The organism is Ectopseudomonas khazarica, assembly GCF_017915135.1.
Taxonomy (GTDB): domain Bacteria; phylum Pseudomonadota; class Gammaproteobacteria; order Pseudomonadales; family Pseudomonadaceae; genus Aquipseudomonas; species Aquipseudomonas khazarica.
Map to the genome: position 1 here is coordinate 5,218,015 of NZ_CP068551.1, position 12,219 is coordinate 5,230,233.

At 67.3% G+C, this 12,219-nt stretch carries 10 protein-coding genes; all 10 read left to right on the plus strand.

Annotated features, from left to right (window positions below; all coding sequences use genetic code 11):
- The first annotated feature begins 13 nt into the window (after window positions 1–13).
- The 10 genes from JLK41_RS24535 to JLK41_RS24580 all read left to right on the plus strand — a co-directional run bounded on the left by JLK41_RS24535 (window position 14) and on the right by JLK41_RS24580 (window position 11,996).
- Window positions 14–1,324, plus strand: coding sequence for an ABC transporter substrate-binding protein (locus JLK41_RS24535; protein ID WP_037054551.1), 1,311 nt, complete (start codon window positions 14–16; stop codon window positions 1,322–1,324).
- Window positions 1,325–1,491: 167 nt separating this feature from the next.
- Complete coding sequence (locus tag JLK41_RS24540; RefSeq protein WP_037054550.1) at window positions 1,492–2,424, plus strand: carbohydrate ABC transporter permease; 933 nt, start codon at window positions 1,492–1,494, stop codon at window positions 2,422–2,424.
- 10 nt (window positions 2,425–2,434) lie between these two features.
- Window positions 2,435–3,268, plus strand: coding sequence for a carbohydrate ABC transporter permease (locus tag JLK41_RS24545; protein ID WP_037054547.1), 834 nt, complete (start codon window positions 2,435–2,437; stop codon window positions 3,266–3,268).
- Window positions 3,269–3,281: 13 nt separating this feature from the next.
- Window positions 3,282–4,385, plus strand: a complete 1,104-nt coding sequence (locus tag JLK41_RS24550; RefSeq protein WP_152489985.1) for an ABC transporter ATP-binding protein — start codon at window positions 3,282–3,284, stop codon at window positions 4,383–4,385.
- 26 nt (window positions 4,386–4,411) lie between these two features.
- On the plus strand, window positions 4,412–5,887 hold the full coding sequence (locus JLK41_RS24555) for a mannitol dehydrogenase family protein (protein WP_210390034.1): 1,476 nt from the start codon (window positions 4,412–4,414) through the stop codon (window positions 5,885–5,887).
- A 15-nt stretch (window positions 5,888–5,902) separates the two neighbouring features.
- Window positions 5,903–6,865: a transaldolase gene (gene tal, locus JLK41_RS24560; RefSeq protein WP_210390035.1), complete on the plus strand. Its 963-nt coding sequence runs from the start codon at window positions 5,903–5,905 to the stop codon at window positions 6,863–6,865.
- A gap of 2 nt (window positions 6,866–6,867) precedes the next feature.
- Window positions 6,868–8,367, plus strand: coding sequence for a xylulokinase (gene xylB, locus JLK41_RS24565; RefSeq protein WP_134678325.1), 1,500 nt, complete (start codon window positions 6,868–6,870; stop codon window positions 8,365–8,367).
- Window positions 8,368–8,476: 109 nt separating this feature from the next.
- The gene (locus JLK41_RS24570; RefSeq protein WP_210390036.1) at window positions 8,477–9,430 is read left to right on the plus strand and encodes a carbohydrate kinase family protein; all 954 of its coding nucleotides are present in this window, start codon (window positions 8,477–8,479) and stop codon (window positions 9,428–9,430) included.
- A 14-nt stretch (window positions 9,431–9,444) separates the two neighbouring features.
- Window positions 9,445–11,109, plus strand: coding sequence for a glucose-6-phosphate isomerase (gene pgi, locus JLK41_RS24575; RefSeq protein WP_210390037.1), 1,665 nt, complete (start codon window positions 9,445–9,447; stop codon window positions 11,107–11,109).
- A 158-nt stretch (window positions 11,110–11,267) separates the two neighbouring features.
- The gene (locus JLK41_RS24580) at window positions 11,268–11,996 is read left to right on the plus strand and encodes a carbonic anhydrase (RefSeq protein WP_051800626.1); all 729 of its coding nucleotides are present in this window, start codon (window positions 11,268–11,270) and stop codon (window positions 11,994–11,996) included.
- Window positions 11,997–12,219 lie beyond the last annotated feature (223 nt).

A 12,219-nucleotide genomic window follows, 5' to 3' on the forward strand; every position in this document is an offset into this window, starting at 1 on the left:
GGAGTTCACAAGCATGAACAACTCGATCAAAGCCCTCGTTGCAGCCTCTTGCCTGTCCCTCACCGTCGTCGCCCAGGGCGCCGAAACCCTGACCATCGCCACGGTCAACAACAGCGACATGATCCGCATGCAGCGCCTGTCGAAGACCTTCGAAGAACAGAACCCGGACATCAAGCTCAAGTGGGTGGTGCTCGAAGAGAACGTGCTGCGCCAGCGCCTGACCACCGACATCGCCACCCAGGGCGGCCAGTTCGACGTCCTCACCATCGGCATGTACGAAGCCGCACTGTGGGGCGAAAAAGGCTGGCTGGAGCCGATGACCGATCTGCCAGCCGACTATCACCTCGACGACGTGTTCCCCTCGGTGCGTGAAGGCCTGTCGGCCAAGGGCACGCTGTACGCCCTGCCGTTCTACGCCGAAGCCTCGATCACCTATTACCGCAAGGACCTGTTCGAGCAGGCCGGCCTGCAGATGCCGGAGCAGCCGACCTGGGCACAGCTCGCCGAGTTCGCCGGCAAGCTGCACCAGCCGGAGCAGGGCGTCTACGGCCTGTGCCTGCGCGGCAAGGCCGGCTGGGGCGAGAACATGGCGCTGATCACCACCCTGGCCAATGCCTACGGTGCGCGCTGGTTCGATGAGCAATGGCAGCCGGAATTCACCGGCAGCGAATGGAAGAACGCGCTGAACTTCTACGTCGACAACATGAAGAAGTACGGCCCGCCGGGCGCCTCGAGCAACGGTTTCAACGAAAACCTGGCTCTGTTCAACAGTGGCAAGTGCGCGCAGTGGGTCGACGCCAGCGTGGCCGGCTCGTTCGTCACCGACCCGTCGCAGAGCAAGGTCAGCGACGCGGTGGGCTTCACCTTCGCGCCGACCCAGGTCACCGACAAGGGTGCTTCCTGGCTGTACTCCTGGGCACTGGCGATTCCCACCAGCTCCAAGTCCAAGGCTGCCGCCAAGACCTTCAGTGCCTGGGCCACTTCGCAGGCCTACGCCAAGCTGGTGGCCGACACCGACGGTGTGGCCAACGTACCGCCTGGCACCCGTGCCTCGACCTACAGCGATGCCTACATGCAAGCGGCGCCGTTCGCCAAGGTCACCCTGGATTCGCTGAAGCAGGCCGACCCGGCCAACCCCAGCGCCAAGCCCGTGCCCTACGTGGGTATTCAGCTGGTGACCATTCCCGAGTTCCAGGCCATCGGCACCAGTGTCGGCAAGCTGTTCGCCGCCGCGCTGACCGGCCAGATGCAGCCGGAGCAGGCCCTGCAGGCCGCGCAGCAGAGCACGGCGCGGGAAATGAAGCGCGCGGGATACCCGAAGTAAGCCACGCGCAGCGTCCCGGTGTGGGTCAGCGCCGTCGCAGGTGAAGCGCGGCGCGCCACCCGAGCAGGCAAGAGTCGGCGTCGCGTCGCTGCTCCACCGGGCGCCCACCCCACCCGACGCAACGCCACCCGCCCTACCTCACCCCCTATCCCGCCCTCGGAGGCATGATGAATTCTCCGGCCATCGACACACCTGCTGCCCAGCTCAGCACGCCGGGTGGGCGCAAGCCTCGGCGCCTGGCACCCGGCTGGTTCCTGGTCAGCCCTTCGGTGCTCCTGCTGCTGATCTGGATGATCGTGCCGCTGGGCATGACCGTCTATTTCTCGCTGATCCGCTACAACCTGCTGTACCCCGGCGAGAACGATTTCGTCGGCCTGGAGAACTTCGAGTACTTCGTCACTGACGCCGCCTTCCTCTCCGGTGCCGGCAATACCCTGCTGCTGGTGGGCAGCGTGCTGCTGATCAGCGTGGTGCTCGGCGTGCTCATCTCCGCCCTGCTGGAGGCCAGCGAATTTTTCGGTCGCGGCATCGCACGGGTGCTGCTGATCTCGCCGTTCTTCATCATGCCCACGGTCAGCGCGCTGCTGTGGAAGAACCTGATCTTCCATCCGGTGTCGGGGATTCTCGCCGCCGTCTGGCAATTCTTCGGCGCCCAGCCGGTGGACTGGCTGGCGCACTATCCGCTGTTCTCGATCATCCTGATCGTGTCCTGGCAGTGGCTGCCGTTCGCCATCCTGATCCTGATGACCGCCATGCAGTCGCTGGACCAGGAGCAGAAGGAGGCCGCGCGCCTCGACGGCGCCGGCCCGCTCGCCATCTTCTGGCACCTGACCCTGCCGCATCTGGCGCGGCCGATTGCCGTGGTGGTGATGATCGAGACCATCTTCCTGCTCTCGGTGTTCGCCGAGATCTACACCACCACCAGCGGTGGTCCCGGCTACGAGTCGACCAACCTCGCCTACCTGATCTACAACCAGGCCCTGCTGCAGTTCGACGTCGGCATGGCCTCGGCGGGCGGGCTGATCGCGGTGGTCATCGCCAATATCGCCGCCATCGTGCTGATCCGCATGATCGGCAAGAACCTGACCGACAAGCAGTGAGGCCCCGGACATGCTGACCCTCAAGCAATCCCGTCGCCTGCAGAGCGTGCTGATCGGCACCCTGTCCTGGGCGATCGCCGCGGTGATCTTCTTCCCGATCTTGTGGATGGTGCTGACCAGCCTGAAGACCGAGATCGACGCCTTCGCCACACCACCGCAGTTCATCTTCATGCCGACGCTGGAGAACTACCTGCACATCAACGAGCGCAGCGACTACTTCGCCTTCGCCTGGAACTCGGTGCTGATCTCCGTCTCCGCCACGCTGCTGTGCATGCTCCTGGCCGTGCCGGCGGCCTATTCCATGGCGTTCTTCGAGACCAGGCGCACCCGCGGCACGCTGCTGTGGATGCTGTCGACCAAGATGCTGCCGCCGGTCGGCGTGCTGGTGCCGATCTACCTGCTGGCCAAGCAGTTCGGCCTGCTCGATTCGCGCCTGGCGCTGATCATCATCTACACCCTGATCAACCTGCCGATCCTGGTGTGGATGGTTTACACCTACTTCAAGGACATCCCCGTGGACATCCTCGAAGCCGCGCGCCTGGACGGCGCCACCACCTGGCAGGAGATCGTCCGCGTGCTGCTGCCGATCGCTCGCGGCGGCCTGGCCTCGACCATGCTGCTGTCGCTGATCCTGTGCTGGAACGAGGCATTCTGGTCGCTCAACCTGACCAGCTCCGCCGCCGCCCCGCTGACCGCGCTGGTGGCCTCCTACTCCAGCCCCGAGGGCCTGTTCTGGGCCAAGCTCTCCGCCGTCTCGACCCTGGCCTGCGCGCCCATCCTGATCTTCGGCTGGATCAGCCAAAAACAACTGGTACGCGGCCTGTCCTTCGGCGCGGTGAAATAACGGGAGAACTGACATGGCTGATCTGAAGATCCGCAACCTGAAGAAAGGCTTCGATGGCACCGCGATCATCAAGGGCATCGACCTGGACATCCGCGACCGCGAGTTCGTGGTGTTCGTCGGCCCCTCCGGCTGCGGCAAGTCCACCCTGCTGCGCCTGATCGCCGGGCTCGAGGAAGTCAGCAGCGGCCACATCGAACTCGACGGCAAGGACATCACCGATGTCGCCCCGGCGCGCCGCGACCTGGCCATGGTGTTCCAGACCTACGCGCTGTACCCGCACATGACCGTGCGCAAGAACCTGTCGTTCGCCCTCGACCTGGCGCGGGTGGGCAAGCAGGAAGTCGAGGCGAAGGTCGCCAACGCCGCACGCATCCTGCAACTGGAGGCCCTGCTCGAGCGCAAGCCCAGGCAGCTGTCCGGTGGCCAGCGCCAGCGCGTGGCCATCGGGCGCGCCATCGTGCGCAACCCGAAGATCTTCCTGTTCGACGAGCCGCTGTCCAACCTCGACGCCGCCCTGCGCGTGCAGACCCGCCTGGAGCTGGCGCGACTGCACAAGGACCTGCAGGCGACCATGATCTACGTGACCCACGACCAGGTCGAAGCCATGACCCTGGCCGACAAGGTGGTGGTGCTCAATGGCGGCCGCATCGAGCAGGTCGGCTCGCCGCTGGAGCTGTACCACCACCCGGCCAACCTGTTCGTCGCCGGTTTTCTCGGCACGCCGAAGATGGGTTTCCTGCGCGGCACGCTGCAGCAGGTCGAGGCCGACAGCTGCACCGTGCAACTGGAATGCGGCGGCCAGCTGAGCCTGCCGCTGTCCGCCGCCGGGCTCGCCGTCGGCAGCAGCGTGACCCTGGGCGTGCGCCCCGAGCACCTCAACGTCGCCGCCGCCGGCACGGGCCGCCTGCAGGTGACCGCCGACGTCAGCGAACGCCTGGGCAGCGATACCTTCTGCCACGTGCGCTGCAGCTCGGGCGAAATGCTCACGGTGCGGGTACGGGGCGACTTCGCGCCGCGCTATGGCGACACCCTGGCGCTGGACTTCGACCCGGCGCACTGCCACCTCTTCGACGCCGACGGCCAGGCCGTCGCCAAACCCTTGCAGCAGGCCGCCTGACAGCGCGCCATCACGGGACTTTCCAGATGAAACTCAATCGCCAGCAGCTCTCCCGGCTTGGCGGCGCTGTCGCGCTGCCAGCCTACACCCCGGACATGATCCGCACCGGCATCGCCCATATCGGCGTTGGCGGCTTTCACCGTGCTCACCAGGCGGTCTACACCGACGCCCTGATGAACCAGGGCCTGGCGCTCGACTGGGGCATCTGCGGGGTCGGCGTGCGCAGTGAGGACCGTGCCATGCGTGACGCCCTGGCCGGCCAGGACTATCTCTACACCCTGGTCGAACTGGGTGACGAACCGAACCTGCCGGTACGGGTGATCGGCGCCATCAACGACATGCTGCTGGCCGAGGAATCGCCGCAGGCGCTGATCGACAAGCTCGCCGACCCGGCGATCCGCATCGTCTCGCTGACCATCACCGAAGGCGGCTACTGCATCGACGACAGCAGCGGGGAGTTCCTCGCCGAGTTGCCGGCCATCCAGCACGACTTGCGCCACCCCGACGCCCCCAGGAGCGTGTTCGGCTTCCTCTGCGCGGCCCTGGCCAGGCGCCGGGCCGCCGGCATTCCGGCCTTTACCCTGATGTCCTGCGATAACCTGCCGCACAACGGCGCCGTCACGCGCAAGGCGCTGCTCGCCTTCGCTCAGCTGGCCGATCAGGAGCTGGCCAGCTGGATCGACCAGCACGTGTCGTTTCCCAATGCCATGGTCGATCGCATCACCCCGATGACCAGCGCCGCGCACCGCCAGCAGCTGGCCGTGCAGCATGGCGTCGAGGACGCCTGGCCGGTGGTCTGCGAGCCCTTCGTGCAATGGGTTCTGGAAGACAAGTTCGTCAGCGGCCGGCCCGCCTGGGAAGAGGTCGGCGTGCAGTTCACCGACGACGTCACGCCCTACGAAGAGATGAAGATCAAGCTGCTCAACGGCAGCCACCTGGCCCTGACCTACCTGGGCTTTCTCAAGGGCTATCGCTTCGTCCACGAGACCATGAACGACCCGCTGATGCGCCAGTACGTGCGCAGCTTCATGGACCTCGACGTCACGCCGCAGCTGGCCCCGGTGCCGGGCATCGACCTGACCACCTACAAGGACACGCTGATCGAACGCTTCTCCAACCAGGCCATCGCCGACCAGCTGGAGCGCGTCTGCTCCGATGGCTCGTCGAAGTTTCCCAAGTTCATCGTGCCGACCCTGCAGCGCCTGATCGCCGACGGCAAGCCACTGGACCGGGTGGCCCTGGTGGTCGCCGCCTGGGCGCTGTACCTCAAGGGCGAGGACGAAAGCGGTGCCCGCTACCGGATTCCCGACCCGAGGGCCGAGCATTGCCAGGCGCTGGTCGCCGACGATGCCCAGCTCACCGCGCGGGTGCTCGGCGAGGAGACGATCTTCGGCAGCGCGCCAGGGCATTCGCTGGAATTCGTCGCCGCCTTCGAGCGCTGCCTGACCAGCCTGCGCGAGCGGGGCGTCAGCCAGACCCTGCACAACCTGCTGCACGCCTAGGCCCCGGAGACGCACATGCCCAGCCTGCTCAGCCAACTCAAGCAGCACAGCGTGGTGGTCGCCGACACCGGCAACCTGGTCGCCATCAACCGCTTCCAGCCCGAGGACGCCACCACCAACCCGTCGATCATCCTCAAGGCGCTGCAGGCGGGGCAGTACCAGCGTCAGGTCGACGATGCACTGCGCCAGGCCATCCGCAGCGGCGCAGCGCCCAGCGCGATCATCGCCGAGGCGTGCGACCGCCTGGTGGTCAGCATGGGCGTGGAGATTCTCGCGACCATCCGGGGCAAGGTGTCCACCGAAGTGCCGGCGGCGCTGTCCTTCGATAGCGCCGCCACCGTGGCACGGGCGCGCGCGCTGCATCAGCGCTACCTGCAGCTGGGCATCCCCGGCGACCGTGTCCTGGTGAAGATCGCCGCCACCTGGGAAGGCATCCAGGCGGCGCGCCAGCTGGAGCGCGAGGGCATTCGCTGCAACCTCACGCTGATCTTCAACCTGGCCCAGGCCCGTGCCTGCGCCGAGGCCGGCATCTACCTGGTGTCGCCTTTCGTCGGGCGGATTCTCGACTGGCACAGGCAGCAGACCCCGGACGTCCGCTTCGAGGCCGAGAACGACCCCGGCGTGCTGTCGGTGCGCCAGGTCTATCGCTTCTTCAAGCAGCACGACTACGCCACGGTGGTGATGGCCGCGAGCTTTCGCAACATCGGCGAAGTGCTCGCCCTGGCCGGCTGCGACCGTCTGACCATCAGCCCTGCCCTGCTCGCCGAACTGGAACAGGCCAGCGGCGAACTGCGGCCAGCGCTGCAGGACGACGGCCAGCGGGTGCTCGCCCCGGCCTGCCTCGACGAGCAGCAGTTTCGCTGGCAGATGAACGAAGACCCCATGGCCACGGAGAAGCTCGCCGAGGGCATTCGCCAGTTCCATGCCGATCAGCTCGCCCTGGAAGCGCTGCTGATCGGGCGCATGCGGGAGCTCTGAGCATGTACCTCGGTATCGACTGCGGCACCCAGGGCACCAAGGCCCTGGTGCTCGACGCCGACAGCGGCCAGGTGCTCGGCGCCGGCAGCGCCAGTCACAGCCTGCAGAGCGCGGCCAACGGCCGCCGCGAGCAGCAGCCGGGGCAATGGCTGGAGGCCTTCGAGCAGGCCACGCGGCAGGCGCTGGCGGCTGCAGGCATTCGCGGCGAGCAGATTCTCGGCATCGGCGTCTCCGGCCAGCAGCATGGCCTGGTCCTGCTCGACGAGCAGGGCGCGGTGCTGCGTCCGGCCAAGCTCTGGTGCGACACCGAATCGACCCCGGAGAACCAGCGCCTGCTCGAGCACCTCGGCGGCGCAGCCGGTTCGCTGCAGCGCCTGGGCGTGGCCATCGCGCCCGGCTACACGGTGTCCAAGCTGCTCTGGACGCGCGAGCAGCACCCCGAGCTGTTCGCCCGCATCGCGCATATCCTGCTGCCGCACGACTACCTCAACCACTGGCTCACCGGGCGTGCCTGCAGCGAATACGGCGACGCCTCCGGCAGCGGCTATTTCGACGTGCGCACACGCCAATGGGACGGCGCGCTGCTGGATTTCATCGACCCCAGCGGGCGCCTGCAGCGCGCCCTGCCGCAACTGCTGGAGCCGGACCAGCCGGTGGGGCCGATCCGCCCGCAGATCGCCGAGCGCCTGGGCCTGAACCCGCAGGCCGTGGTGGCCAGCGGCGGCGGCGACAACATGATGGGCGCCATCGGCACCGGTAACATCCGTCCCGGCGCGATCACCATGAGCCTGGGCACCTCCGGCACGCTGTACGCCTACAGCGAGCAGCCGATGATCAGCCCGCATGCCCAGGTGGCGACTTTCTGCTCGTCGTCCGGCGGCTGGCTGCCACTGATCTGCACCATGAATCTGACCAGCGCCACCGGGCTGATCCAGCAGTTGCTGGAACTGGACATCCAGGCCTTCGGCGCGCTGGTCGAGCAGGCGCCCATCGGCGCCGAGGGTCTGCTGATGCTGCCGTTCTTCAACGGCGAACGGGTACCGGCGCTGCCCAACGCGCGCGCCAGCCTGTTGGGCATGGACAGCGACAACCTGACCCGCGCCAACCTCTGCCGGGCGGTGGTCGAGGGCACCAGCTTCGGCTTGCGCTACGGTCTCGACCTGCTGCGCGCCAGCGGCCTGCAGAGCCAGACCATCCGCCTGATCGGTGGTGCGGCGAAGAGCCCGGTGTGGCGCCAGGTGATCGCCGACATCATGGGCACGCCGCTGGTCTGCCCGCGACAGACCGAGGCCGCCGCCCTGGGTGCGGCGATCCAGGCGGCCTGGTGCCTGACCACGGGTGCCGACCGCCAGGCGCAGCTGGCCGCACTGTGCGAACGTTGCGTGCAGCTCGACGCCAGCACGCAGACGCAGCCGGACCCGGCGCGCACGGCGCAGTACGAAGAGGTCTACCGACACTATCGCGAGCAGGTCAGCCGGCTCGCCGAACACAACCCGGCGTGAGAACGCCCCGAGGGCGGCTGCGGAACACCCGGCACTGGCGCAGAGCAACGCCGCGAGCCAGCGCCAGGGCCGTTTACGGAGTTGCCCGAGAACCGATACGGAGAGACATATGTACCTGGTCTGTGGCGAAGCACTGTTCGACGTGTTCATCCAGAGCGACGGCGCCCGCAGCAACGAGCTGGCCTTCAAGGCCATCGCCGGTGGCTCGCCGTTCAACGTGGCGCTGGGCATGCGCCGCATGGGCGCCGACTCGGCGCTGTTCACCGGGATATCCTCCGACAGCCTCGGCCAGCGGCTGCGCCAGGTCCTGCGCGACGAGGGCGTGAGCGATGCCTACCTGATCGCCAGCGATGCGCCGACCACCCTGGCGATGGTCGGCGTGGATGCCGCCGGCTCGCCGCAGTATTCCTTCCGTGGCGAGGGCTGCGCCGACCGCCTGCTGCTGAGCGAACACCTGCCGACCCTGGATGCCCAGGTGCGCGGCCTGCATGTCGGCTCCTTCTCCCTGGTGGTGGAGCCGGTGGCCAGCACGCTGCTGGCGCTGGTGCAGCGCGAACATCAGCGACGCCTGATCAGCCTCGACCCCAACGTGCGCCTCGGCCCGGCGCCGGATGTCGCGCTATGGCGCGAACGGGTCGAAGCCTTCGCCAGCCATGCGCACCTGATCAAGGTCAGCGAAGAGGACCTGCAGCTGCTGTACCCCGAGCGCGAGCCACAGCAGGTCGCGGCCGGCTGGCTCAACGAACGCTGCCAACTGGTGTTCCTCACCCATGGCAGTGCCGGCGCCAGCGTGCACTGCCGTCACGGGCACTGGTCCGCACCGGCGCTGCCGGTGCACACGCGCGACACCGTCGGTGCGGGCGATACCTTCCAGGCGGCGCTGCTCAGCTACCTGGCACGGCATGGCCTGGACAGCCCCGAGGCGCTGAAGACGCTCGACCGCGCAACGATCGACGACATGCTGCGCCTGGCCATCGAGGCGGCCGCGCTGACCTGCTCGCGGGTCGGCCCCGACCTGCCCTACCTGCACGAGCTGGACCGCCATCACCTGGCCGCGCGCTGAGAGAGGATTGCCCGATGCCCTACACCCCGTCCTCGCAGGACGTCACCCAACTGCCCAGCTGGCAGGCCCTGCGCGAGCAGCGCCAGGCACTGGAGGGTTTCAGCCTGCGCCAGGCCTTCACCGACGACCCGCAACGCTTCGCGCGCTTCTCGCTGGATGACTGCGGCCTGTTCCTCGACTACTCGAAGAACCTGATCGACGTGCGCACCCGCAGCCTGCTGGTCGAACTGGCCCGCGAGGCCGGCCTGGCCGAGGCCATCGCGGCGCTGTTCGATGGCGCGCAGGTCAACGCCTCGGAGCGGCGCCCGGCGTTGCACACGGCGCTGCGTCGGCCGCTGGGCGAGCGCGTGCTGGTCGACGGCGTGGACGTGATGCCGCAGGTGCACCGCGCCCTGCAACGCATGAGCGAACTGGTCGGCCGGGTGCACCATGGTCTGTGGCGCGGCTACAGCGACAAGCCGATCACCGACGTGGTGAACATCGGCATCGGCGGCTCGTTCCTCGGCCCGCAGCTGGTGTCCGAGGCGCTGCTGCCGTTCGCCCAGCGCGGCGTGCGCTGCCACTACCTGGCCAATATCGACGGCAGCTCGTTCCAGGAGCTGGCCGCCAAGCTGTGTGCGGAAACCACGCTGTTCATCGTCTCGTCGAAGACCTTCGGCACCCTGGAAACCCTGAAGAACGCCCAGGCCGCGCGTGGCTGGTACCTGGCCCAGGGTGGCAGCGAAGAGGAGCTGCACCGGCACTTCATGGCGGTGTCGAGCAACGTCGAGGCGGCCTGCGCCTTCGGCATCCGCGAGGAAAACATCCTGCCCATGTGGGACTGGGTCGGTGGGCGCTATTCGCTGTGGTCGGCCATCGGCCTGCCCATCGCCATGTCCATCGGCATCTCCAACTTCAAGGAGCTGCTCACCGGCGCCTACCGCATGGACCGACACTTCCAGCAGGCGCCGTTCGAACGCAACATGCCGCTGCTGCTGGCCATGCTCGGCGTCTGGTACGGCAATTTCTGGGGCGCGCAGAGCCACGCGATCCTGCCGTACGACCATTACCTGCGCAACATCACCAAGCACCTGCAACAACTGGACATGGAGTCCAACGGCAAGCGCGTGCGCCAGGACGGTAGCGCGCTGCAGATCGCCAGCGGCCCGGTGATCTGGGGCGGCGTCGGCTGCAACGGCCAGCACGCCTATCACCAGCTGCTGCACCAGGGCACGCTGCTGATCCCGGCGGACTTCATCGTCCCGGTGAGCAGCTACAACCCGGTCGCCGATCACCATCAATGGCTGTTCGCCAACTGCCTGTCGCAGAGCCAGGCGCTGATGCTCGGCAAGAGCCACGCCGAGGCCGAGGCCGAACTGCGCGCCCAGGGCCTGAGCGAAGCCGAGGTGCAGCGCCTGGCGCCGCACAAGGCGGTCCCCGGCAACCGCCCGAGCAACACCCTGGTGCTGGAGCGGGTCAGCCCCGGCCGCCTGGGCGCACTGATCGCCCTCTACGAGCACAAGGTCTTCGTGCAGAGCGTGATCTGGGGCATCAACGCCTTCGACCAGTGGGGCGTGGAGCTGGGCAAGGAACTGGGCAAGGGCGTCTACTCGCGCATGGTCGGCAGCGACCTCAGCGGCGCCGAGGATGCCTCCACCCAGGGCCTGATCGACTTCTTCCGCAGCCACCACCGCGGCTGACGACCTGCGGCTCGCCCGGCCGCAGGCGTTCGCCACGAATTGCAAAAACCTACCGGTTGTCGCGCCGCCTGGCGCAGGAGAAACTTGCGGTGTGACTCGCACAGCGCAGCGGCTGTCGTTCTAGCAGCGCATTTTCAGATAACAAAGAGGTTCAGGGCATGCCTTACAAACACCAGGTGATTCCGCTTCAGACCCATGAGGGCAACGAAACCGCCGAGCAGGCGCTGCACAGCATCGTCGATGGCTTCAAGCGCTTTCGCAACGAAGTCTTCCCGCAGCAGGAAGAACTGTTCAAGAAGCTCGCCACCGCCCAGAACCCGCGTGCCATGTTCATCACCTGCGCCGACTCGCGCGTGGTGCCGGAACTGATCACCCAGAGCTCGCCCGGCGACCTGTTCGTCAACCGCAACGTCGGTAACGTGGTGCCGGCCTACGGGCAGATGATGGGTGGCGTCTCCACCGCCATCGAATACGCGGTGATGGCCCTGGGCGTGCAGCACATCGTCGTCTGCGGCCACTCCGACTGCGGCGCGATGAAGGCGGTACTCAACCCGGCGTCGCTGGAAACCATGCCCACCGTCAAGGCCTGGCTGCGCCATGCCGAGGTGGCACGCAGCGTGGTGGCGGAGAACTGCAACTGCAGCGACGACAAGGAAACCCTGGCGGTGCTCACCGAGGAAAACGTGGTGGCGCAGCTCAACCACCTGTGCACCCACCCTTCGGTAGCGGCCAAGCTGGCGCGCGGCCAGCTGTTCATCCACGGCTGGGTGTATGACATCGAGACCAGCCAGATCAAGGCCTATGACGCCGAGCTGGGCACTTTCCTGCCGCTCGACGGCGACAAGGTGCCGATGGCCACCCCGCGCTCGCGCTTCCCGCAGGAATGAAAAAGACCGGCCGGAGCGAACTGCTCCGGCCGGTCGAAGGGAAAAGGCCGCGCCCCGCGCAAGCGGTGCTGATCGCCCGCGCTGTGCTTGCACACCCGGGGCACGGCCAGAGAACCGTGGTAAAAAAAGGAGCCTTGCGGCTCCCGGGTCTCGAACCCTTGGCGCCTCATGCGAAGCGCCCGTGAATAAAAAAGGAGCCCGGGTTACGCCCCGTCAAACTTGC

Bases quoted from the DNA above. Each gene is read 5' to 3' on its own strand.
- JLK41_RS24535 (WP_037054551.1), top strand. From the start codon at position 14: ATGAACAACTCGATCAAAGCCCTCGTTGCAGCCTCTTGCCTGTCCCTC.
- JLK41_RS24540 (WP_037054550.1), top strand. From the start codon at position 1,492: ATGAATTCTCCGGCCATCGACACACCTGCTGCCCAGCTCAGCACGCCG.
- JLK41_RS24545 (WP_037054547.1), top strand. From the start codon at position 2,435: ATGCTGACCCTCAAGCAATCCCGTCGCCTGCAGAGCGTGCTGATCGGC.
- JLK41_RS24550 (WP_152489985.1), top strand. From the start codon at position 3,282: ATGGCTGATCTGAAGATCCGCAACCTGAAGAAAGGCTTCGATGGCACC.
- JLK41_RS24555 (WP_210390034.1), top strand. From the start codon at position 4,412: ATGAAACTCAATCGCCAGCAGCTCTCCCGGCTTGGCGGCGCTGTCGCG.
- tal (WP_210390035.1), top strand. From the start codon at position 5,903: ATGCCCAGCCTGCTCAGCCAACTCAAGCAGCACAGCGTGGTGGTCGCC.
- xylB (WP_134678325.1), top strand. From the start codon at position 6,868: ATGTACCTCGGTATCGACTGCGGCACCCAGGGCACCAAGGCCCTGGTG.
- JLK41_RS24570 (WP_210390036.1), top strand. From the start codon at position 8,477: ATGTACCTGGTCTGTGGCGAAGCACTGTTCGACGTGTTCATCCAGAGC.
- pgi (WP_210390037.1), top strand. From the start codon at position 9,445: ATGCCCTACACCCCGTCCTCGCAGGACGTCACCCAACTGCCCAGCTGG.
- JLK41_RS24580 (WP_051800626.1), top strand. From the start codon at position 11,268: ATGCCTTACAAACACCAGGTGATTCCGCTTCAGACCCATGAGGGCAAC.